Consider the following 23,599-nt stretch of genomic DNA (forward strand, 5'->3'; position numbering starts at 1 on the left):
AAGTTTGCTAAGAGCCTGGGTGACACATAGCCTCGATCGGAGAGAAGCATGAACGCGACCACGGACGGCAGCACGGGCAAATGCCCGGTCGCTCACGGCACCGGCGGCACCCAGAACCGCGACTGGTGGCCCGGCCAGCTGCGGGTCGACCTGCTTAACCAGCACTCGTCCAAGTCCGATCCGCTGGGCCAGGCCTTCGACTACCGCGAAGAGTTCAAGAAGCTCGATTACGAGGCGCTCAAGAACGACCTGCGCAAGCTGATGACCGATTCGCAGGATTGGTGGCCGGCCGATTTCGGCCATTACGGCCCGCTGTTCATCCGCATGGCCTGGCACAGCGCCGGCACCTATCGCCTCGAGGACGGGCGTGGCGGCGGCGGGCGCGGCCAGCAGCGCTTCGCGCCGCTCAATTCCTGGCCGGACAATGTCAGCCTCGACAAGGCGCGCCGGCTGCTCTGGCCGATCAAGCAGAAATACGGCCAGGCCATCTCCTGGGCCGACCTGCTCATCCTCACCGGCAATGTGGCGCTGGAGACCATGGGCTTCCGCACCTTCGGCTTCGCCGCCGGCCGCGCCGACACCTGGGAGCCGGACCAGGACGTGTACTGGGGCCGTGAGACCACCTGGCTTGGTGGCGACTTGCGCTATGCGCGCGGCTCCGAAGGCGTGCACAAGCCCGCCGACGAGGGCGTGGTCGTCTCTGATGACAATGCCGACGGCAAGGTGCATTCGCGCAATCTTGAGAAGCCCCTCGCCGCCGTGCAGATGGGCCTGATCTATGTGAATCCGGAAGGCCCCGACGGCAATCCCGACCCGCTGCTCGCCGCCTACGATATCCGCGACACCTTCGCCCGCATGGCGATGAACGACGAGGAGACCGTCGCGCTGATCGCCGGCGGCCATACCTTCGGCAAGACGCATGGCGCCGCGCCGTCCGACAATGTCGAGGTCGAGCCGGAAGCCGCTGGCCTTGAGGCGCAGGGGCTCGGCTGGCACAACCGCTTCGGCTCCGGCAAGGGCGGCGACACCATCACCAGCGGCCTCGAAGTCACCTGGACGCAGACGCCGGCGCAGTGGAGCAACTTCTTCTTCGAGAACCTGTTCAAGTTCGAATGGGTGCTGGAGAAGTCGCCGGCCGGCGCCCATCAGTGGGTCGCCAAGGACGCCGGGGAGGTGATCCCGGATGCGCATGACCCGTCGAAGAAGCGCAAGCCGACCATGCTGACCACCGACCTCGCGCTGCGCTTCGACCCGGCCTATGAGAAGATCTCCCGCCGCTTCCTCGAGAACCCGCAGGCCTTCGCCGAGGCCTTCGCCCGCGCCTGGTTCAAGCTGACCCATCGCGATCTCGGCCCGCGCTCGCGCTATCTCGGGCCGGAAGTGCCGAAGGAAGTGCTGATCTGGCAGGACCCGGTGCCCCCCGTCAGCCATCCGCTGATCGACGAGGCCGACGCCGCGGCCCTCAAGGCCGCGATCCTGGCCACCGGCCTGACGGTGGCCGAGCTGGTCGGCACCGCCTGGGCGTCGGCCTCCACCTTCCGCGGCGGCGACAAGCGCGGCGGCGCCAATGGCGCGCGCCTCCGGCTCGCGCCGCAGAAGGATTGGGAAGTCAACCAGCCGCTGCAGCTCGCCAAGGTGCTGCAGGTGCTCGACGGCGTCCGCTCCCAGTTCAACAAGAGCGCCGACGGCGACAAGCGGGTCTCGCTCGCCGACCTCATCGTGCTGGCCGGCAATGCCGGCGTCGAGCAGGCGGCGAAGGCCGGCGGCCTCGATGTGACCGTGCCGTTCGCGCCCGGCCGCACCGACGCCACGCAGGAGGAGACGGACATCCACGCCTTTGAGGTGATGGAGCCCGCCGCCGATGGCTTCCGCAACTACCAGAAGGCCGGCGCCACGACGCCCGCCGAGGTGGCGCTGATCGACAAGGCCCAGTTGCTGACCCTCACCGCGCCGGAGATGACGGTGCTGGTCGGCGGCCTGCGGGCGATCAACATTAATGCCGACGGCAGCGGCCATGGCGTGCTGACCAGCCGGCCGGGCGTGCTGACGAACGACGTGTTCGTCAACCTCTTGGACATGTCGACGCAGTGGACGGCGACCGATGCCGGCAAGACCCTCTATGAAGGCCGCGACCGCAAGAGTGGCGAGTTGAAGTGGACCGGCACCCGCGTCGATCTGGTGTTCGGCTCGAACTCGGTGCTGCGCGCTCTGGCCGAGGTCTATGCCAGCGCGGATGCGCAGGCGAAGTTCGTCAACGACTTCGTGGCGGCCTGGACCAAGGTGATGAACCTCGACCGCTTCGACATCGCCTGAGACAGGCGCGAACCTGGCCGGAAACCGGCCGGGACCTCGCTGTCATTCCCGGCCGCCGCCGCACCCCGGCGGCGGTCGGTTCGTTTGGTCGCCCCCGATCGTGGCCGGGGTCCGCGCGCCGGGGCGCGACCGCTAGAGCGTTTTCGAGCGAAGTGAATTCCACTTCGCGCGAAGAAAACGCGTCAAAACAATATGCTAGAGCATTTCCGGCGAACCGGTGTTCACCGGAAATGCTCTAGCCGAGCCAGGCCGATGAGGCCCCGCCGCGCTCCGGGCTCTGCAGAAAATCGACCACGCGCCGATAGTGTTCGGGAAAGTGGCGGGCGACGGCCTCCTCGAGATGGCGCGACATGTCCGGGTCGCGCTTGGAATCGGCGGCGAGGTGGGTGTAACCGCGCGCATTGGCACGGGCCAGGGCATCGTCATGGCTGTCGAAAAGATGCGCCATGGTGACGCCGGCAAAGGGCGAGACGGCCCGGGCCTGATGATAGGCCAGGCATGCCGACAGCATCAGCTGCTCGAAGGTGACGAAGTCCTGGTCGCGCCGCGGCCGCTGCGCCCAGACGCTCTGGTTCGCCGGGTGCTCGATGAAATCGATCGCCCGCTGCGCGTAATAGCGCAGGAAGTCCACGCGGGTGCCGCCGACAATGCCGCAATTCTCCGCCCGCAGCTCGCCGCCGAACGGCATGTAGTGCTCGAACTCCTCCGGCATCCAGCCGCCATGCCGCCTTATATCGTGCTCGATGCTCTCGGGCCGGTAATAGGACGCGCCATAGAGCGAGATCTCCGGATTCTGGGCGAACACGGCGGTGCGCAGCAGCGGCTCGGGCAGCGGCTCCCACAGGAACACGTCGCTGTCGATATGGACATAGGGCCGGTCCTGCCCGGCCTGGGCGTAGAGCTTGCCGATCGCCCACCAGTCGGGATCATGCGCGTCGAGCGCGTTCAGGGCGAGGCTGACGCTGCCGAACCGCAGCCCCAGCGCGTCGACCAGCACCGCGGCGGCCTCGTCGTCGGCGACGAGGCAGGTGTCGGCATGATGCCGGCTGGCGAGCTCGACGGAGAGCACCCAGGCCAGCAGGTGATGCCGCGGGCTGAGCCAGCCCATGCGCCGCTTCGCCTTGAGCGGCTTGGTCCACAGCGACCACACCGCCCTCATGCCTCCCTCCGCCGTTCCAGCAGGCCGGCGCCGGCCACCAGCCGCCCGAAGCCGATGCCGAGCAGGCCGCCGCCATAGCCGCCATAACGGTAGCCGTAATAGGCCGGGGTCGGCGGCGTCAGCCAGAACCAGGTCTCGAAATCGGGTTCCGGTGCCGGCGTGGTGGAGAGGGCGCTGCGCTCCGAGGTCAGCTCCAGCAGCGAGCGCTTGACCACCAGCCGCGAGAGCAGGCGGGAGTTCAGCCCGGCCGGCACCAGGGTCGTGGGCAGGTCGCTGCCATAGATCACCTGCAGCCGGGTGAAGCGCGCCGTGCCGGTGCCGGCGGTCAGCAGGCCGAGCCGGCTGTCGGGAAGCAGCCGGTTGGTGACGGGAAATTCGAGGTCGGGGAAGGTGACCGGCTGCCCGGAGAACTGGGCGCTGCAGCCGAACTGCAGCCGCCGCCCGGTCTGCTTGATGTCGAGCGTGATGCGCCGCGGGTCGCTGGCGCCGAACACGGTCTTCTCATGCTGGCTGCCGGGGACGATCTGGCCGCCCTTGATCTGGCTGTGCGACACGACGAGATTCGCCATGGCGCCGCTGAAGCCGATCGGCACCCACACCTCGCGGGCGACGAACAGCGAGAAGTCGGCCGGGGAGAGCCAGTTATAGACAAGGCCGATGCTGCCGCTCAGCGGTTCCTCGCAGGTGAGGCCGACATAGGCGGCGTCCTCCTTCATCCGGTGACGATGCACCGCCATGGTCGGCAGCGTCACCGCCTGGGGGGTGGCCGAGGTCCCCGCCGACGCCTGCGTCTGCACCACGACATTGCCGCCGCCCACTGCCCAGCGCGAGGCCGGGCCGCCATTGTCGAACACCTCGAACTCGCGTTCGAAACGGACATTGCCGAGGCGCGGCACGTCCTTCTGCACGAGGTCGGCGAGAAACGTCAGCGTCTGCGCATAGGGCCGCCAGCCGAGGACCCCGTCGCCCGCCAGCACGACATCGGCCGGCAAGGTCACCGGCTGGTAGGCGACCACGCCCCCGCCGGCGCCGGCATAGGGCGGCGGCAGCCGGTAGGGAATTTCGGTGGTGACGTAGAACGAGCCGTCATTGACGCTGTCGGCATCGATGCTGTCGTGCAGCAGCACGTTCAGCCCGTCGGCGAGCAGATTGACCGGGATCTCCTGTCCGGCCCTGATCGGCCGGGTGCGGCCATCGGCGTCCACATGCAGCGCCGAGGCGACCCGGATCCGGCCGGCGGCCGGGTTGAACAGCGGCCGCAGGTCGATCACCTCGGCGGCGCCGAGCAGCGCCAGCGGCACGCAATGCCGGTGCACGCCCTGCGGCGGCGCCCGGTCGAGCTTCTCCACCGAGGCATCGATGCTGCGCGCGGCGAAGGTCCATGTGTCGCCGGCACGGAACCGGCCGTCGGCCTCGGCGAGGTCGAACGCCACGCGGATGCCGCTCTCCAGCGCCACCGCGGTCCCGGCCGCGGCAGGTATCGGTATGGCGCCGGAAGCGCCGGCCGCATCGAGATCGGCGACCACGCCGCCGGCGCCGTCGCGCACGATGCCGGCCTGGTCCCAGCGACGCAGCCGGGTGTGGCGGCGCGCCGGCGTGTCGCCGCCGACGCCGCTCGGCAGCAGGTCCGCCGGCACCGGCGTCGCGAAGCTGACGCGCCGGCTCTCATGATCGACGTCGGCGATCTTCATGAGCGCGCCCGGCCGGGCCGCGAACTCCCTGTGGTCGTCGGTCACCTCCACCCATTGGCCGGCATCGAAGCCCAGCACCGCGTCCCGTCCGGTGGAGGCCACATGCAGGATGCTGTTGGAGATAACCTCGTCGATGGTGGTGGTCACGGTGGCGTTGTCGCGCGACCATTTGAACGTCGCCGTTCCCAATGGCCCGCCTTCGTGCACCTCGACCCGGTAGAGCTGGTTCTCCAGCCCGCCATAGCCGCCGGAGGTGGCGATGAGGCAGGGATTGGACGGCTGGACGGCGGGATCCAGCTGCGTGGTCAGCCGGCCGGACGGCGCGCGCGGCCGCTGCACGCGCTGCCACAGCGCCGCCGCGGCCTGCACGACGCCGGCTTGCACGACGCCGGTGCCGACATTCGGCAGCACCCGCACCTGCCACACCGTCTGCAGCCGCGTCGTGGTGTCGACGCCGCCCAGCGCCTTCTCCAGCAGCGTGGCGTCCTCGATCGCCGTCACCTCGCGCTGCCAGACGTCGAGATAGACGAGGTGCGGCCCGGCACCGGCGGGCAGCGGGTCGGGGGTCGGCCAGTAGGGCTGCGCGGCATAGTCCAGCGTCGCCGCGCCGATGGCCTCGCCCAGCACGCCCGCCGGGCTGCGCCCGTCCGCCCTCGGCTCGGAAAGGTCGAAGGAGAGCGGCGGCCCGCCATGGTTCTCGGCCAGCAGACCATCGACATAGAGGCGGCCGCGTCCGATAGCGAGGCTCGGCGGGCCGCCGGCAGGGCCGGGGGTGATGCGGAAACCGTCGACGGTCTCGCGCGGAACCCCGTGGCGCCCGAGCGCATCGACGGCATGGGTGCGCGCGCGCCGCTCGATGATCTCCGCCTGCTCGTTCCAGTCCGAATCGAGCCCGACGCGTCCCTGCTGGAGGCGCACGAGGCTGAAATGCCGCCGTGCGTCGAAGCTGTTCCGACTATAGTCGCCGCTCATGGCATCCCCCCGATGACGCTTCGGTATGCCGGCCCGCCCATCCGCCGTGCCGCTTCAGGTCTCGTAGAAAAGCCCGGCCTCGAGGCCGAACCGCAGATATTCCTCGACGCGGACCTTCAGATTGGTCTCGCGCTGGGATTGGAAAAGATTGTGGAAGGCCCCCATCTCCGCCTCGTCGTCGGCGCCGGAGCGGATCTGCGACGGGCAGCGCGTGGCGAGCTGGCCATAGCCGGGACGGCCATAGCGCCGCGAGGTGAAGCTGGGTTTCAGCCAGGCGAGGACGCCGGCGCGGATGGCGGCGGCCTGGGCTTCGGAAAGCTCGGCGCCGGTCTCGCGCTGGCGCCGCTCGGTGGCGTCGGCGACCTCCTGGTCCGGCTGGCAACGGTAGCGGCTCGGCGTCGCCGAGGCCGGCGGCACATAGGAGAAGCGCACGCACCCTTGTTGCAGCCGCTCGGCGCGCACCGGCACCGGCGTGGTGTCGGGTCCGGGCTCCGCAACCATGATGGCGTTGCTGACCAGCGCGAACTGCTCGGCGAACAGCCCGCCGATGACGGTGGAGGCCACCAGCGTCAGGCTGCCGCCGGGCGCGCCGGCCATCGGGCCGGCATAGGCGAGCGCCGAGGCCGCGGTGGCGTCGACGATGCTGTCGGTGATGCTGGCCTGCGACAGCGCCGAGACGCGGAGCCCGCCGACGATCGAGCGTTCGATGCGGATGTCGGTTCCGGCGATGTCGGCGATCAGGCTGGGCGCGGCACCGGCCGGCGTCCCGTCGGCGGCCAGCGTGCGGCCGGGCACCAGCGTGCTGTCGCGGATGACGAGACGGCGCAGCCCGGTGACATCGGCGGCGGCCAGCACCACCGCCCCGCCGGCGATGACCAGGCCGTCGAGCACCAGCGACGCCTCCGCCGCGGCATCGTTCACCGTCACCGTGAGGTCGGCGGCCAGCACCAGGGTCGGCCGGCGCTCATTGGCGGCGCGCAGGATCAGCGTGCCGCCCGCCGGCACGGTGATGCCGAGCGTCTCGGCATAGGTCCGGTTGTCGGCGATCTCGACGATGCCGCCGGTGGCGGCCAGTTCATCCAGCCCGGCCTGGATCGTCGGCCGGTCGCCGGCGGCGGCGGAGACGCGGATGACCGGCAGGCCGGCGGGGAGATCGGCGACCGACACGGCGGCGCGCTCATATTGGCCGCCGCCCATCGGGCCGCTGAAGCCGTGATGGAAGCTCACGCGCAGCTCGCTCCCGGCCGCCGGCGCGTCGCGCAGCAGCAGCCGGCCGAGCACCGGGTCGATCGCCGCCGCCTTGGACGGGCCGGCCAGCGACCAGCTGTCCCCCGGCCGGTCCGACAGGTTGCAGACCTCGATCTCGCCGGGGGCCAGCGCGGCGAAGTCCTCGCCCGGCCCGGCGCGGGTCTCGATCAGCAGGCTCCGGCCGGCGCCGTAATAGCGGTCGAGGCGGGGCGCGGTCCCGCCGCCCTCCACCGGATCGCGCGCCGCCAGCACCCGGCGGCTGATCGGCGCGGCGACGTTGAGCGGCGTCGCCAGATGCGCGATATGCGGCTCGGTCGACGGCTTGGTGAACAGCGGCATGTCCATGCCGAGCGGGTTGAAGCGGAAGCGCCGGTCGTCGAGCCGCGCCGGCACCGCCCTCTCCAGCGGAAAGGCGTCGAGCCGCCACAGGAACAGCCCGACATTGGAGATGTTGTGCCGGCCGCGCCCGCGGGCGATCGACCGCACATCGACGCCATGCGGCAGCCGGTCGAAGGCGGTGCCGAGGCGCTCCATCCCCTCCCAGCCGCGCAGATCGGCGGTGACGGCGGCGTGCGGGCGCAGATGGTTCAGATACTGCACGGCGGCGAGGCGCTCGAAGAACTCGACGACATGGGCCTTCCAGCCGGTGACGTCCTGCGCCAGCTGTTCCAGCACGCTCGCCGTGCCCTTGCGGCGGCGATAGGCGATGGTGTTGGCGACCTCGGCCCGCGGGCTCGACACCGTCGGCACCACGCCGTGCAGGGTGCGGTAGCCGATCAGGCCGCCAATGTAAGGCGCCACCCAGTCGGCGCAGGTCTCGATGAACTGGTCGTCATAGAGCTGGTCGAAATCCTCCTCGATCACCGCCACCTGCTCGGCGATCACCGCCATCAGGTCGCGCAGCACGCCGTCCTGTTCGGCGTCGCGCAGGCGGTAGATCGCCGGAAGCAGCTCGTACAACGTCTTGCCGTCGAAGCTCATGGCATCACCTCCAGACGGTCGAACGGCTCGGCGGCCAGAACCAGCAGCTCGGCGCCGTCGAAGCCGCCATCCGGCCGGCGGGCGGCCGGGGCCGCGGGCAGCCGGGCATGGCGCTCGGGAGCGGTCGAGCGGTACAGGCGGTCCACCGTCACCGCCGCTATGCCGGGAACCACAGCGGCGGCAGCGAACACCTCGGCGAGGTGGAGCGGCTGGCCGAGGCTGCGGGCGCCGAAGCCGAAATCCTCGCGCAGCCGCGCCTGCAGCGCGGCCAGCACCACCTCCGTCCGCCGCCTGGGGTCGACCTTGACCCGCAGCGAGAGCCGCACCTCGACCGGGCGGTAGGGCCCGGCATCGAGGGCGACGAACGGGTCGCCGTCGCCGCGCAGCGCCTGCAGCATGTCGTCCACCGCCACCGCGGTCCCGGCAGCGCCGGCGACGGTGAGGAAGATGCGCCGCGCCTGCCCGTCCCAGATCAGCGCCGCCTGCGCCTTCGCGATGCCGGCGAAGCTGCGCGCATGGTCCTCATAGTCGCGCAGCGACACGGTGCGCCCCAGCGTCAGCACGCTGGCGGGCGCGTTGAGGCGCGCCTCGCCCATCGGCTCGGGGTCCTGCGCGCCCTCGGCGGCGAGCGGGTTGGTCACCGCCTTGACGCCGAGCGGGCGCGAGGTGAGCAGGCTGAGCTGGTTGGCGCGCACCAGCCCTTCCAGCCCGGCGCCCTTGCGGTAGCTGGCGACGATATTGTCGCGCCCGGTCGGCAGGCGCGAACCGGCGGCGCCGTCGCCGAATTCGACGAGGGTGCTGCCGTCGTCGGCCAGCCGGGTGGCATAGACCCGTTCGCGCGGGCCATGGCCGAACAGATACGGCACCTCGTCCCACAGCACGTCGTTGACGCGCACCGCCAGCGTCGATTGCCGCCCCTCCCCCAGCGCCGAGCGCACATAGGTCAGCGGCGGCTGGCGCAGGGCGAAGCGCTGGAACGCCGCGCCGGCGTCCCCGCCGCCGAGAATGTCGCTGACGCTCTCGCCATGGGTTGCCCGCGCCACATTGGCCAGGATCTCGGCCGAACTCCGGTCATAGGCATGGGCCAGCGGCTTGCCCAGCCGCAGCCGGGCATGGGTCGCGTCCTCCAGCTCCACGGCCTCCAGCGTCGCCGCCTCGGCGATGACAGGGTCGTCCTTGCCGGCCGGTATGAAGGCGAGCGGACGCGCCATGGCGCCGATATCAATCGTTCCTTCCCGCCCGCCGGGGCTGCGCAGGCGCCAGCGCATCCCTGCCCCTCCGGGCAGCGACACCGGTGGGGCGGCGACGGCGAGCACCTCGCCGGGTGCCGTCGCGAAGGTCTCGCCGGGCCGGTCGGCATCGGCGAGGACAAGCCGCTCGCGCACGCGCACCAGCGGCCGCTTGCCGCGCACGATCAGCCGCCGCCCGGCCGGCAGCTCCGGTACCAGGCCGGCGAGCACGATGGTCTCGCCCCAGAGCGGCTCGACCACCGGCGCCTGCGCGAAATCCATCGGCTCGGGCTGGGCATAGACCGTCGTCAGGCGGTAATTGCCGGCGCCGAAATCCTTCAGCCCCTCGCCGGTGTCGAGGCGCAGCCGTGTCGACTTGCCGCTGATGAGGAACTGGGTCCGGCCGGTCTCCGCCGTGGCTTCGACACGATACAGCGCCCTGGCATCGGGGCGAACCATCGCCAGCCAGCTGCCCGGCACGATGCCGGGATAGGCGTTGTCGAGATCGATGACGTCGCCCTCGAGGACGAAGGGCCAGTCCTCGGTCGGCGATTGGTTCGGGAAGTTGCGTCCGAGCTGCTGCGGATGCAGCGCCGAAGGGTGCGGGGCGTTGTAGGCGAACAGCGCCGCCCGTTGCCGGAACACCAGCAGCGACAGCTCGGCCTCCGGTCCCAGCGCCGAGACCCAGGCGCCGAGGCCGCGGTCGAGGGTGATGGCGGTGCGCTCGGCGGCGACCTCCGCCTCCACCGCGACGATGGTGCGCAGTTCCCAGTTGGTGCGGCTGGCGGCGGCCAGCAATTGCCGGTCGAGCAGCAGCACGGTGTCGCCGACGCGCAGCGACAACGTGAGCCCCTTCAGGAAGGCGATGCGGTCGCCGCTGCGCAACCGGTGCGGCACCGATTGCCGGGGCTGGAGCGCGTTCCACGCCACCCGCCCGGCCAGCGCCTCCACCGTCTCGAAGCTCTGGCTGCGCTCGCCCGGGCCGGGAATGCTCTGCACCCGCGAGCCGACCGGTATCGCCGCCTCCGCTACCGCCTGCTCGGGCGCGCCCGGCGCCGGCTCGAGGGTGAAGGCCAGATCGACCGAGGCCGCCATCCCCGGCCGCCGGCGATAGCCGATCAGCCGCGCCAGCTCGGTCACCGACAGCGATTCGCCGGCGGTCGTCAGATAGGCCTCGTTGGCGATGCGCTCCTGATAGAAGGTCAGCACGTCGCACGCGGTCGCCCAGCCGTCGATCAGCGCGATGGCGAAATCGTCGTCGGCCCGGGTGGACAGCCGGCCGAGCGCGGGAACCCGCGGCGCGGACAGCAGCGCCAGCATCGCCTGCTTGAACGCGGCATGGGTGCCGGCCCGGTAGGCGATGGCGGGCTGGCCCGGCGGGTTGTGGCGGGCCGCCGGCAGCGCCGCGGAAATCCCCTGGCAGCAGCCGCAATCATCGGCCGATGCCGGCAGGAAGGCCTCGCCGACGATGATGTCGTCGCTCATTTGCCGCCTCCGATGGTCAGGCGCAGCACGCCGTGCTCGGGAAAATTGCGGTCATTGTCGAGGCGGGCGATCTCCAGCCGGCCGAGATCGAGCCGGCTCTCGTCCAGCGCCCGCCGGCTCGGCAGGCCCTGGCGGTGAAAGCGCGTCACCTCCACCGAGACCACGCCCGGCACCGCCTGCGCCGCCGCATAGATCGCGCTCAGATGGATCGGCTGCGCGAAGGTGAGGTTGTCCGGGTGGAACAGGCCGCGTCGGCCGTCGCCCAGCGTGCGGCTGCCGAGCGCCTGCATCAGCGCCGCCCGGATGTTGCTGCGGAAATAATCCGGCGCGACCTGCACCGAGAGGTCGAGTTCCAGCGGCACGAAGCGCGGCGAATCCACCTCCAGATCATAGCCGGCCATGCGGAAGGGCTCGAGCCGGTCCCGCAGGCCGGCCTCGAACGCCTCGGTCACCGCCGCCCCGCCGGGGCGATCGACGGTGACGAAGGCGGTGTGCCAGCTGCCGGTCCAGCGAAAGGTCGACGCCGCCCGCTGCACCCCGTCCTGCCGCTCGGCGAGCGCGGCATAATCGGCCGGCGTCACCGCGCGCTCCAGGGTGCGGAAGGCGAAGGGCGCCTTCTGCCGTGCCTCCTCCATGCTCTCGGCATCGGTGCCGCCGCGTGCCGGCAGCGGGTTGGAGCCGCCGGCGATCCGGGCATCGTCGGTGACGACATGGACCAGCGCCCGGGCACCGACATTGCCGGCCCGGCCCTGCCCGACCCGGTAGGTCGCCGAGAAGGCGCTGCCGGGTTGCGGCCGCATGCCGTGGCGGTCGTCGCCGAAGCGCAGCCGCACCTCGCCATCGGCTTCGACCTCGGCGACGAAATGGCGGTCGGATGGCTCGCTGCCGAGCAGGTCTGGCCGCGCCTCCCAGCGGGGCAGGCCCGGCGCCGAGGTTTCGGTGAGCGTGATGGCGGGCCTGAGCCCGGCCGGCGACATCGTCATCGCCGCCGAGGCGGAGGGCGTCGGCGCGGCGGCGAACCCCGCCTCGTGGGTAAGCGGCCGGGCGCCTAGCGCCGGGCGGAACCGCGGCGGCACCGCCTCCCTCGTCGGCGGCGTGCAGTGCCCGCCGGCCTTGCTCACCATGAACAGGTGCGGCGGCGGCACCGCGCCGAGCGTCTCCTCCGCCAGGGTGCGGCCATGGTCGGCGAGGACGATGTTGCCGCGCGCCATGCTGACGTCGGACACTGCTACCTCGCCATGGGCGAGGTCGGTGCGCGAGGAGACGCACAAGGCGAAAGGCAGGGCGTCGTCCTCGTGCCAGCGCAGCTCGGTAATGGCCTCACCGGTCACCGCATCGGTCAGCGGCGCGGGCGGGTCGGCGTCGTTCTGCTTCGGCGCGAAGGCCCGCACCGCCGTCAGCCGCACGGCATGCCGCATGGCGGGATCGGCATCTTCGGGGCGACCGGTGAGCGGCCCCAGAACCTCCTCGAAAACCAGCAGCTTGCCCGGTGCTCCCTCCGCCTCGGCGAGGTTGGGGAAATGGCCGCGCAGCGTCGCGCGCACCGCGCCCTTTGGCAGGCAGCACGCGCTGTCGCCCCAAGTGTAGAACGGCATGAGATGGTGCGAGGTAAACAGCCGCAGCGGCTGCAAGGTCTCGAACACCGTGGGATCCTGGCGCAGCGCCAATTCCAGCGGCGCCAGACGGCCCGGAGCGGGAGCGGAGAGCGGAATGCGCCCGTCGGCGCCGACGACCTGCGTCAGCAGCATGCTGGCCTGCGGGACGAGGATCGGCCGCCCCGGCTCGTCGTCATCGGCCCCGGCAGCGACCAGAAGCTGCACGAAGGCGCGCGCATTGCTGCCCTCGTGCAGGCGATAATCCACCAGCCGGGCATGGCGGCGCACCGATATCCGCCGGCGCGCCGTGCCGAGATAAGCCTCGGTGGCGACGGCATCCTGCCGGTAGCTCAGATGGTCGGCGACATAGGCGAGCACCTCGACCAGGGCGATGCCGAGATCGGCCGGCCCACGGTCGCGCCAGTCCGGCATCAGCAGCGACAGGCGGTCCAGCATCAGCCGCCGGAAGCTGGCATAGTCCTTGGCGAGATAATCGATGTCCGGCGCCTCGCCCGCCTCGGGGGCGCAGCGGCGATCGTCCTGGCAGTCGAAATCGGTCGGGCATTCGACCTTGAAGGAGAAATCGATCGCGGCCAGCGGCGGATCGAACCCGGCATGCGGCGACGAATCGGTGCGGGATCGCACGAGGCGCAGCCGATAGGCCGAATAGTCGCCAGCGGCATCGGTACGCACCACCAGCGTGGCGGCGGCCTCGGGCAAGCCGGCAAAGAAGCTGGCGTCTTCCGGACCGAGATCGGCGGGCGGGATCGCGTCCGCCGGATGCGCCCACAGCGCGCGTATGGCGGTGATCCGCTCGCCGCCCTCGATCGCCACATTCTCGGCGGCAAGACCGGCGGCCGGGCGCAGCAGGCGGACCAGCAGCGTGCGCTGGCGCGGCGTGGCCGGAGGCGCGGCGCGGTCGAGCACTTCGAGAAAGTCGATGCCGTTCAGCGTGCTCTGGCTGCGCACGAGATCGCGACGGTTCTCGTTGCAGCAGGAATAGATCATGGCGCCGGCGCCTCCCGCGCGAAATCGGCGACCGACCGCTGCTGGGTCCGGCGGTTGAGATAGACCACGCGCACGACGAGGCGCGCATCTTCCGCCTCGATCTCCACCGCATCGACGACGATCAGGTCGCCGAGCCATTGCTGGAGCGCCCCCTGCACCAGGAACTGCACGGTGGCGGCGAGTTCCTGGCTGTTGGGAGCGAAAACCAGTTGCAGCACGCCGCTGCCGAAATCCGGCCGGTTCACCCGCTCGCCGGGTGAGGTGAACAGCACCTGCTCGATCTGCTGGCGGACATAATCGTCGTCGCCAGCCTGGGCGGTGCGCGCCCTCGCGTCGAAGCGGAACGGGTAAGCAAGGTGCATGACTCAGCTCCCCATCACCCGCGTCTGCATCGCCACCGGCATCAGCGGGGTGCCGGTCGGCGCGCAGAGGGACTGGCTGTCCTGCAGCAGCACTGGCTGGCCGAGGGCGGTGACGCGCAGTGCCGCGGTGACGAACTGCCCGGTAACGCACGGCCCGTTGCCTGCCGGCGGCGGCGGCATGGCGCAGCCGGCGACCAGGAAGGGGCTGGCGATGGTGACCACCGGCTGGCCGCTGACCAGCACCCGCGGCACCGGCGTCGCCGGCTGCGCCTGACCGCCATGGGTGCAGAGGACGGTGGCGCCGACATGCAGGATAAAGCCAGGCATCGCCGTCTCCTCCTCAGATCACGGTGAGCGCGCCGTTGTTGATGGTGACGGAAGGGCCGACCATGACCAGGCTCGCGCCCTTGCCGTTCTGGATGTAGATACCGGTATCGTTGACGATCAGCGTGGCGCCGGTGGCGCTCTTGATCATGATGCCGCCGGTCGGACCCGGTACGTCGTTGATGGTGAGGCCGTTCTGCAGAGTGGTCTGCAAGGTGATACCGGGCACGGCGGGCGGCACCATGCGCGCCAGCGCCGGCACCTCGGCGCCGCTTCCCCAATAGCCGCCGACCCAGATCGGGTGGTTGGCGTCGCCCTTCTCGAACTCGACCCACACCCCCGAGCCGATGACCGGCACGGTAAACATGCCCATCTGCATGCCGGCTACAGGGACGCAGGGCATCGCCCAGCTCGACAGCATCACATTGGAGACGTCGGGCACGATCAGCTGGATGCGCCCCATCATCATGGGGTCGACATTGTTGATGCAGGTGCCGCGATATTTGCCCAGGAAACGGTTTTCGACGGTCATGCGGGCACCTGCGGCAGAGTTGAGATGACGCCGTTGCGGGCGAGCTCGAAGGATTGCTTGTAGTGCCCACGCTGGATCTCGTGGGTCACGCGCGAGACGTAATAGAGCCCGTCGAACGCCGCCCCGGCGCCGCGCAGCCCGACCAGCCGGCGCGACTTCAGCACCCGGCCGTAGCGCAGCACGTCGAGGCTGCCGGTGGCGAACACACAGTCGCTGTGTTGGGAGGCATAGGCGATGCCGCGCATCAACGCCGCCAGCGGCGACAAATGGGTGGTGTCGTTCATCAACGTCACCTTGGGCGGCAGCGGCGGCACCGCGCCAAGCGGCGGATTCAGCGGCGTGACGTCGGGAATGGGGATCGGAATGGGCGCCTTGCTGACGGCTTCCTGGATGAACACCACCGGCAGTTCCTTGCGCTCCTTGTCGAAGCGGAAGTTGAGGCGTTCGACATTGGTATGGGCGTCCATGTCGATGCTGAGCGCCGGCTGCGGCGGGCCGATGCGGATCTCCGGGCCCCAATAGGCGACGCTGGCGCCCGGCACCGGCCCAGGCTCGATATAGAAGACGTAGCCGCATTGCTGCGCCAGCGATTTGACGTAGTCGAGGTCCTTGCCCTGCTGCACCGGGATGCGGTCGGTCGGCAGCGGGATGTCCTCGACCACGCTGGGGATGGTCAGCGGGACGAGGCCGAGCCAGGCATATTTGGCGATGATGAGCGCCACGCGGGCCACCGGCGGCATCGCCGGGTAAGGCAGCCCGGAAAAATCGATATAGCCCATGACGGTGCTCAGATCCTTGCCCTGGACCTTGAGCGTCGCGGGGCCGCCGCCGGTTCCCGGCTCCATCTGATGATGCGTCATCACACCATCGATCAGCACATTGGCCGTCCCGTTGATCGTCGCCACCACGATCACCCGCACCAGCGGGATCGAAGCGCCGCCGGACACGAGGAACAGCGTGGCGAGCGGCGAACCGCGGTCGAGCGCGAAGGTGAGATCGAAGCCGCTCTGCGTGTCGCCGGCGGCATTGGTCACCTGCACCGATGTCAGGGCGTCGAGCACCTGGCGCGGCACCGGAACCGGCACGCCGGGACCGATCAGCAAGGTGAGATGGATGCCCTGGATCCGCATCGCCATCAGTCCCCGAACGGTCCGGGAATGCCCTCGGGCAAGGTGATGCGCAGGCGCCGGCCGACCGTCTCCACCAGTTCGTCCGGACGGATCGCGCCATTGGCGTCGCACAGGCTCCAGAACCGCTCGGGGTCGCCGAGATAGCGGGCGGCGAGGCGGTCCAGCCGGTCTCCCTGCGCCACGCTGTGTTCCTGGAGCAGGGCGAACCGCTCCGGCGGCGGCACGAAGCGGCGGGCGAGATAGACCACCACCGTGCCGTCCGGCCGCACCAGCTGGCGCGTCGGCACGTCGTGGTAGCGGCTGTTCGGCGGGAAATCGGTGGTCTTCAGCACGCCTGCTTGAAACAGCGCCTGCACGGGGTCGTTCATGGCAGCCCTCCGATGCCGAGAAGGCCGAGGCTGCTGCCCGCCGCCCTGGCCGCCATCTGCTCCTTGGCCTGCAGATAGCTCATGAACAGGCTGCCGCCCCGATGGGCGAAGCCGAGATCGTCGACGCTCAACACCCGCATGCCGAGGCTGACCTTGGCGCGGATCGGGTTGAGATTGGCGTCGAAGGCTTCCTCGGTGACGCTGAACTCGGTGATCCGCACCGGCACGATGCGGTTCTTGCTCCAGACGAACAGCGTGAGCGGCGCCTCCATCGGCGCGATCTCGAGCGTGCCGCTCGCCGCCCGGGCGTTGTTCGCCTGCAGCTGGCTGCTGCTCGGATAGACCATGACCTCCAGCGCCGCGAGCTGGGGAAACACGCCGAACCCCGTGGCGGCCGGATTGGCCTGCGGAAATTCCAGCTGGTCGGTGGCGTCGATCTCGGCGTCGATCTTGATGGTCTCGACCGCCGGCCCCTTCAGCCGCAGCGCCTCCGCGCGCTGGCCGTTCTCGCCGACGCCCTGCACCTGCAGGCTGCGGCTGACGCTCTCGGGATTGTACTGCAGCGCGATGACACGCTGCACCGCCGCGCCCTCGGGCGCGACCTGCACGATGCCGCCCTTGATCAGCTTCGGCGAATTTGGAAAGGAAGTCATCGGTCAGCTGGTCCCTGCATGCTCGCCTGCTGGCAGAGGACGGCCCGTGAAGCCGGCGCTGCCGATGAAACCGATAGGCACGCAGCGACGTCGCCGACGCCGCTTATAGGCGCTAGGCCGTCCTGTCCGGGTCTTCCGCCACCCTTTCCCAGGGTTCCTCGGCTATGGTGGTGTAGTATTCGATCTCGCGGATCACGATGTAGGTCTTGACCGCCTGCTCCGTCGACATGCCGGACGGCTTGTCGACATTCGCCAGCTTGGCCTCCAGCTCGGCGCGCTTGAAAACTTGGCGGGCGAAGAAGCCGTGGGCGCCATAGGTGTCGTCGCCCAGCTTGATGGTATTCTCGTTGGTGAACGAGTTGGGGGTTCCCCCGACGCCGCCGGTGTTCTGGGCGAGATAGACGTTCGACCACATGACCCGGCTGCCGACCGGCGCCTCCCGCAGCACCGTCTCGACATCGCGGGGCTTCTCGTTCGGGTCGACGTCGTAATCGCCGCCCTTCTTCTTCTGCGGCGAGCCCTTGTCCAGCTTCACCAGCGCCATTTCCTCGCGCGGGCGCCGCGTGTCGGTGTCGAAGCCGGGGCGGAGGAAGAACATCCGGGACGACAGCCCGGTCGTCCGGTGTTCCTTCAGCCAGAAAGGGGAGCTTCCGAACTTCAGGTCGAAGCGATAGGGACCGAGAAGTTTCAGCATTGCGTAGAGATGGTGGATCTGCACCCATTCGGCGCAGTCCACCCGCCAGCCGGGACTGGCGACCGTGTTCTCCGCCGCTCCGCGGAGCGCCCCGGTGAAGCCATCGGCCGTCATGTAGTCGAACAGCGCCTTGACCGCCTCCGAAGGACGCCCGCCGGTCTTCGCCATCAGCGCGCACATCTCGTTGCCGTTCGGATTTCCCTTTTCCCAGTAGGTCTTGTTGAAGGCGTCGCCCTGGGGCATCACGCAGTCCGATCCGACGGTCCTGGCTCCGCCGGTCACGAAGCTGCTGAACTCCGTGTCGGACGCCTGGCGCAGATAGAAGTCATAGGCCCGCTTGGGATCGAACAGCAGGTAGATCGCGTAATCGAGTTCCGATCCGCTCATCTCGTCGAGAATGCGTGCCTCGAGATCCTCACCGCGGGCGACCTGTTTGTAGGCTGCGCGAAGCGGCTGGAGCTTCGCCTGGTCGCGGCCGAAGGGCAGGAGAACCGCATAGATCGCCTCCTCGTCGGTGCCCCAGATGGTCTCGACCGCCGCCCACAGGCGCTTGGCCGCCGTGGCCAGGCCGGCCTCCGACGTCGGGGCGTCCGCCTCGACCTGTTGCTCCGCGTCCTTCGTGCCGCGGTTGAGCAGTTGCAGGGCGAATTCCAGCTCGCTGCCGCTGAAATCCCCTTCAATGTCTGCGATCAGCAGATCCGGCGCCAGATCGCCGGGCGACTTCTTTTCGACTCTGGCGATGTAGTTCCGGTACGCGTCCATGAACTCGCCGATGGCGACGGGATCCCGGTCGAGCTCCTGCAGCGCCTGATAGACCAGTTCCTCGTCGGTGCCGAGGCGATAGATGCCGTCATGGACATGGGCGGCAAGCAGTTCGTATTGCCGGTCGGTTCGGGCCTTGCGGGCGATCGTCGGCGCGGCCGGTGCGGCGCTCATTGCCGGCGCCGCAGCCTGGCCCTGCTGCACCACATGCGTCAGCTCGTGCGCCACCAGGTTGCGGGCGGTCGGGTCCCCCGGCCGGTAGCGTCCCCGCGCGAAGACGACATCGCGGCCGACCGTATAGGCCAGCGCATTCACGGCATCGGCGGAGGCGGCCGCCCGGCTGTCGGTGTGGATGCGCACCTTGCCGAAATCATAGCCGAAGCGCGGCTCGAAGAAGCTTCGCTCGACAGCGTCGAGGGGCGCCCCGGGCGAGCTCAGCACATCGTCAACGATGGCCGGAGCGGCGGTACCGCCGAGCGAGTCGCGGGCCGGCACATTCTTGCGCTGAACCTCCTTCTCCTCGTCCTCGCTTTCGGCAGCGCAAGCGGCGCATTTCCTCGCGATCGACAGGGGCTGGCTTCCGTCGACGGAGACCTCGCGGTCGGTCATCCGCATGACGGCGCTGGCCATGTGATCGGCCTCCCGCTCATGGGCGTCGGAATCGCTGATGGCCAGCTTGCATTGCAACGGACGGCCATCGGCCGTCATCCGCACATGGCTGAAGCCGAAAGGCCGGGCGGCAGCGGGAGCCGAAGGCGCGGCCAGCGCCCCCCATCTGACCTGCCGGAACTCGGCCCGGACGGCGGCCGGGACCTGTACGGCGGAAGCCGGCGCTTTCATCGCTTCAGCCCCCCGATGACTTGGCCGGCAATGGCTGCGCCCAGACGCTGCGGGCCGGCCGACAGCGGCACCGCCATCGTCCCGGCATCGACATGGTCGGCCGGTCGCGGCACATCGGCACCCGCCGCCTGTGCCGCCAGCCGGCACGCCAGCTCCCGCTCCACCGCGCGTCGCAACGCTCCGGCGTCGCTGGGCGCGACGCCCTCCACCACTAGCCGGGCAATGCTGAGTTCCACGGTGGGCCCGCTCATTGCCATCCTCCCAATTCGGTACTCGTCACCGGCTTTTCCAGCTTGGCGTATTCGGTGAGGGCGGCCTCCCTTATGTGCTCCATGCCGACCGCCTCGGCACGGCCGGCGGCGAGAAACGCCGCGTTCATCGCCACATTGCGTATGTGACCGCCGGCAAGGGTGAGCTGGGCGAGGCGGACCGGATCGAGACCACGGGTCGGGGTGTCGTCCGGGAACGCGCGCCGCCAGATCTCGCGGCGCTGCGCCGCATCCGGGAACGGGAACTGCACGACGAAACGGATACGGCGGAGAAAGGCCTGGTCGATGGCGTTCTTCAGATTGGTGGTCAGGATGGCGAGCCCGCGATACGCCTCCATGCGCTGGAGCAGATAGCTGACCTCGATATTGGCGTAGCGGTCATGGCTGTCCTTCACCTCCGAGCGCTTGCCGAACAGCGCGTCGGCCTCGTCGAACAGCAGCACCGCGCCGCTCTCCTCGGCGGCGTCGAAGATCCTGCGCAGGTTCTTCTCGGTCTCGCCGATATATTTGCTGACCGTCTGGCTGAGATCGACGCGGTAGAGATCGAGCCCGAGATCATTGGCCAGCACCTCGGCCGCCATGGTCTTGCCGGTGCCGCTCGCCCCGGCGAACAGCGCGCCGATGCCGAGCCCGCGGCCGGTCTTGCCGGCAAAGCCCCAGCGTTCATAGACGGTGGTGGCATGACGGACATGCATCGCCATCTGGCCGAGCAGCGCGATCTGCGGCGCCGGCAACACCAGATTGTCCCACATGGCCCGCGCCTCGATGCGTTGTGCGAGGGCGTCGAGGCCGCGGCGCGCCTGCACCCGGCAGGCTGCCCACAGCCGCTCGCCGAAACGGCCGGTATCGGCCTCCTCGCCCCCCGCCGCGGCGCAGGCCGCCTCGATGCCGGCGCTGTCCAGCCGGAAGCGATCGACCAGCGGCTCCAGCTGCCCGTTCAGGCCGGCGGCCAGCACTCCCAGCGTTCCCGTCCACAGCACCCGCTGCTCGGCGGCGCCGGGCCGGTTCACCTCCAGCCGCCGGCTGGCCCGTCGCAACGCCAGCGGCTCGTCCAGCGCCAGCATCAGCGGTCCGGCCATTTCCTCCGCGAAAGCGAGCAGGCCGCGCTCGCTCCGCCCGTCGCGCTCGCCGGTCGCATCCAGAAGCAGCGCGCCGCCGCCGAGTGCCAGCCCGCGCTCGCAAAGCCGCGCCAGGGCGCTCCGGTCTCGCGGGACGGCCGGGAGGTCCCCGGCATGCAATCGCCACAGCGTCATCCCGGCCGCCTCGCACGCCGCCGCAGCCACCCGCGATTGGCCGAGCGGATCGTCGCCGCAGAGCTGGATGGCCGGCCAGGGCGGCCCGCCGGCCGCGCCGTTCCATAGCTTCCCGATCTTCTGTGCCGTCGCCGCCTGCGAGGCGGTCAGGGTGCCGCCCGGCGCGGCCTCGGACACCAGGCCGTCGAGGCGCGGATCCGGACAATCGATGCCGGCGAGATAATGCAGGATCGGCTCGTCGATGCCGAGCGGCGCCTCGACCAGCGCTTCGCCGCGGCCGGGCTCGATCAGCCCCCATCGACGCAGCGGCCCGGTGGGGGCGATGGCGTTCCAATGGGCGCCGGGGAGCACCGCCAGCGCCAGCCCGAAACTCGGCGCGCGGCGGCGCGGATCCGCATGCAGGGCGGCGCACAGCCGGGCCACGCCGGCATCGAATTCGGCGCCGGCGCAGAGCAGCAGCAGATCGCGCTCGAACGGCGACAGCCGGAAGGTGGCGCACAGCCGGCCGAGCATGGTCCGCGCATCGACGGGCGATGTCGGCCCGTTCTCATCGACGGCAGCCGACGGCGCATTTCCGTCGAGATGGCGCTGGAGCAACAGGCGCACCCGTTCGATCTGCGCCGAGAGATGGCGCTGATTGCGGTCCGTCCAGCCGGCATCCACCGTCGCCCTCATGGCAGCGTCACCTGCTGGGTCGGATCGAACACCGGCGGGCGGGCGGTCCGGTCGATGAGGAGGCTGTCGATGCCGTCGACGCGCAGGCGCAGCGGCACGATCTGGCCGGCGGTGAAGCCGGCGCCGCGAAACGTCACCGTCGTCGCCAGCGGCGTCGCGATCGGCTCGACCGGCAGCTCGCGGCTGCCGACGATAAGCGACACCGCCTCGCTCCGGCGCACCGGCGGGGCACACACCACGGTGAACGTGACGATATCCGCCGCCCGGGCCGCGTTGACCTGGCGGATCAGCGGCGCCAGCACCAGCGGCAGCACATTGGTGGCCCTCACCTCTCCGCCCGCTTGGCGTATTTCGGCGCTGACGCGGTAGACGCCGACCCGCCAGTTCGCCGGATCGTTCTCCGGCGGGGTGGGAGGTGGCGGCGGCGCAGCGACCGCCGGCGGCAGCGCGACGGTGATCATGCCGTCGGTCGCGGTGGTGGCGGCGAGCGTCAGCACCTCGCCATCCGGCTCGGCGGCGAACCGCACCGTGACCTGCTCGCCGGCCAAATGATGGCCATCGAGGCGGAGGATCTCGCCGAGCCGAGCCGTTCCCTGCTGCCGCGGCGGCACCAGCGCGATCAAGGTCGGAATGGCCGGCACCAGCGAGGCCTGCAGCGCGATGCCGGCGTCGCGGCCCGTGTCCGGATCGGGCTGGCCGCGCGACAATACCGGCAGCGGCGTCCGCTTGGGACGCGGGCGCTGGATCAGCACCACCGAGACCTCATAGGCGGTGCTGGTGCGGTAATGCGACTGGAAGGCGGTCCAGAGCTTCGACATGTCGTCGGTGCTCAAATGGCGCGGGCGGATCTTGATCAGCTCCACCTGCTCGGCAAGGTCGGACAGCGTCAGCGCCTGCAGCGCCGCCCCGGCCATGCCGCCACCGGGCGGATTGGCCAGCACGTCGCGGATGAAGTCGCGGCTCAGCACGGCGTTCTCGTGCAGCAGCTGCATGGCGTGGCCGAGCAGGATCTCGCCCTGGAACTCCACTTCGCCATAAACGGTAAGGAGATAGTGCAGGTCGAGGGCCAGCATCGGATCGACCACACGGTCCGAGCGCGCATCCCGGCTCGGCAGGTCGCGGCCGGTCCAGCCGGCATTGGGCGACACCTGATGCAGGAACAGGTTCAGCTGCGTGGCTTCGGTCGCCGGAGCGCCATCGCCCAGGATGCGGTCCGGCGGGAGCGCCGTCACGGTGACGGTGCCGCCCACCGCCCCGGCGATGCCGGAGGCCACCAGCCCGGAATGCAGCATGTCCTGCATCACGCGGGTCACGGCGGCGATGGCGAGGCCATTGCTCATCGCCGCCCCCCGGCGTCGCCTCGCAGATAGTCGTCCAGCGTCATCAGGCGGCTGGCGGGCCGGGGAGGCGGCGGCACTATGGCCGGCGCCCTCACCTCGATGCTGCCAATGCTGACCCGGACGACCGGCGCCGCGTCGGAGGAACCCGCGGCCGGATGCGGAGCCGTCTCTGCGGTGGGCGAAATCAGCGCTCCCGGCGGCTGCGTTACCAATGTCGGCACGCGGCTTGGCGAGGCGCTCCCCTCTGGAACGACGGATGCCGGCGCGCGCGGTTCCGGGACGGGATGGAGGACGTGCGCGACGACGCCCCGATGCTCCGGCGGCACCCTCCCGGCCGGTGCGTCCGCGAACGCGGCAGCGGGGATCGACGCCTCGGCCACCGGCGGCGGTAAGGGCGGGGAAGCCAAAGCGGTCGGCGGCGCCAGCGCGGCAGCCGCGGAGACCGCCGGCCCGGCAGGCGGCGGGGTGGCGGGAGTGGGCGGCACGTCGGCAGCCGGTGGCACCGGAGCGGAAACGGCGCCGCGCAAGGGCGGCGGCGCTGCGACCGCTCCCGGCGGCTCGCTTGCCGGTTGGGAAGAGGCACGTGCAGAAATGGGCGGCGCAGGTGCCGGCGGCTCGGCGGCTATCGCCTCGAAGCGCGAGGCGTGGCGCGGCAGCGCCACCGGCATCGCCCCCTTGGCGCGTCGCGCCAGCCGGTTGAACAGGTCGCCCATGCG

At 70.4% G+C, this 23,599-nt stretch carries 17 protein-coding genes; 1 reads left to right on the top strand and 16 read right to left on the bottom strand.

Going from position 1 to position 23,599, the window contains the following annotated elements:
- The first annotated feature begins 48 nt into the window (after positions 1-48).
- Entirely contained in the window at positions 49-2,313 is a 2,265-nt protein-coding gene (gene katG / locus J2X65_RS02970) for a catalase/peroxidase HPI (protein WP_310197772.1), read from the top strand.
- Positions 2,314-2,548: 235 nt separating this feature from the next.
- Here katG and J2X65_RS02975 read toward each other — a convergent pair whose 3' ends face one another.
- The 16 genes from J2X65_RS02975 to J2X65_RS03050 form a co-directional block, all read right to left on the bottom strand.
- Positions 2,549-3,472 (bottom strand): DUF6734 family protein, encoded by a 924-nt coding sequence (locus J2X65_RS02975; protein ID WP_310197774.1) that lies wholly within the window; start codon positions 3,470-3,472, stop codon positions 2,549-2,551.
- Positions 3,469-6,135, bottom strand: a complete 2,667-nt coding sequence (locus J2X65_RS02980) for a DUF6519 domain-containing protein (RefSeq protein WP_310197776.1) — start codon at positions 6,133-6,135, stop codon at positions 3,469-3,471. The genes J2X65_RS02975 and J2X65_RS02980 overlap by 4 nt, the downstream gene beginning before the upstream one ends.
- A gap of 54 nt (positions 6,136-6,189) precedes the next feature.
- Positions 6,190-8,364, bottom strand: a complete 2,175-nt coding sequence (locus tag J2X65_RS02985) for a hypothetical protein (protein ID WP_310197780.1) — start codon at positions 8,362-8,364, stop codon at positions 6,190-6,192.
- On the bottom strand, positions 8,361-11,078 hold the full coding sequence (locus J2X65_RS02990; protein WP_310197782.1) for a hypothetical protein: 2,718 nt from the start codon (positions 11,076-11,078) through the stop codon (positions 8,361-8,363). The genes J2X65_RS02985 and J2X65_RS02990 overlap by 4 nt, the downstream gene beginning before the upstream one ends.
- Positions 11,075-13,681: a putative baseplate assembly protein gene (locus tag J2X65_RS02995; protein ID WP_310197783.1), complete on the bottom strand. Its 2,607-nt coding sequence runs from the start codon at positions 13,679-13,681 to the stop codon at positions 11,075-11,077. The genes J2X65_RS02990 and J2X65_RS02995 overlap by 4 nt, the downstream gene beginning before the upstream one ends.
- Positions 13,678-14,043 (bottom strand): GPW/gp25 family protein, encoded by a 366-nt coding sequence (locus J2X65_RS03000; RefSeq protein ID WP_310197785.1) that lies wholly within the window; start codon positions 14,041-14,043, stop codon positions 13,678-13,680. Before J2X65_RS03000 ends, J2X65_RS02995 begins: the two co-directional genes overlap by 4 nt.
- A 3-nt stretch (positions 14,044-14,046) precedes the next feature.
- A complete protein-coding gene (locus J2X65_RS03005) occupies positions 14,047-14,370 on the bottom strand; it encodes a hypothetical protein (RefSeq protein ID WP_310197788.1) in 324 nt (107 codons plus the stop codon).
- 13 nt (positions 14,371-14,383) lie between these two features.
- Positions 14,384-14,899: a phage baseplate assembly protein V gene (locus J2X65_RS03010; RefSeq protein ID WP_310197791.1), complete on the bottom strand. Its 516-nt coding sequence runs from the start codon at positions 14,897-14,899 to the stop codon at positions 14,384-14,386.
- On the bottom strand, positions 14,896-16,035 hold the full coding sequence (locus J2X65_RS03015; protein ID WP_310197794.1) for a hypothetical protein: 1,140 nt from the start codon (positions 16,033-16,035) through the stop codon (positions 14,896-14,898). The genes J2X65_RS03010 and J2X65_RS03015 overlap by 4 nt, the downstream gene beginning before the upstream one ends.
- A complete protein-coding gene (locus tag J2X65_RS03020; RefSeq protein ID WP_310197796.1) occupies positions 16,035-16,397 on the bottom strand; it encodes a Base plate wedge protein 53 in 363 nt (120 codons plus the stop codon). Before J2X65_RS03020 ends, J2X65_RS03015 begins: the two co-directional genes overlap by 1 nt.
- Complete coding sequence (locus J2X65_RS03025) at positions 16,394-17,050, bottom strand: hypothetical protein (RefSeq protein ID WP_310197799.1); 657 nt, start codon at positions 17,048-17,050, stop codon at positions 16,394-16,396. The genes J2X65_RS03020 and J2X65_RS03025 overlap by 4 nt, the downstream gene beginning before the upstream one ends.
- 112 nt (positions 17,051-17,162) lie before the next feature.
- A complete protein-coding gene (locus tag J2X65_RS03030; protein ID WP_310197801.1) occupies positions 17,163-19,346 on the bottom strand; it encodes a DUF4157 domain-containing protein in 2,184 nt (727 codons plus the stop codon).
- A complete protein-coding gene (locus J2X65_RS03035; protein WP_310197804.1) occupies positions 19,343-19,597 on the bottom strand; it encodes a hypothetical protein in 255 nt (84 codons plus the stop codon). Before J2X65_RS03035 ends, J2X65_RS03030 begins: the two co-directional genes overlap by 4 nt.
- Positions 19,594-21,543, bottom strand: a complete 1,950-nt coding sequence (locus J2X65_RS03040; RefSeq protein ID WP_310197807.1) for an ATP-binding protein — start codon at positions 21,541-21,543, stop codon at positions 19,594-19,596. The genes J2X65_RS03035 and J2X65_RS03040 overlap by 4 nt, the downstream gene beginning before the upstream one ends.
- Positions 21,540-22,883: a DUF4255 domain-containing protein gene (locus J2X65_RS03045; RefSeq protein ID WP_310197808.1), complete on the bottom strand. Its 1,344-nt coding sequence runs from the start codon at positions 22,881-22,883 to the stop codon at positions 21,540-21,542. The genes J2X65_RS03040 and J2X65_RS03045 overlap by 4 nt, the downstream gene beginning before the upstream one ends.
- A complete protein-coding gene (locus J2X65_RS03050) occupies positions 22,880-23,596 on the bottom strand; it encodes a hypothetical protein (RefSeq protein WP_310197810.1) in 717 nt (238 codons plus the stop codon). Before J2X65_RS03050 ends, J2X65_RS03045 begins: the two co-directional genes overlap by 4 nt.
- Between the last annotated feature and the right edge of the window lie 3 nt (positions 23,597-23,599).

It is taken from the genome of Ancylobacter sp. 3268 (assembly GCF_031456575.1).
Classification (GTDB): Bacteria; Pseudomonadota; Alphaproteobacteria; order Rhizobiales; family Xanthobacteraceae; genus Ancylobacter.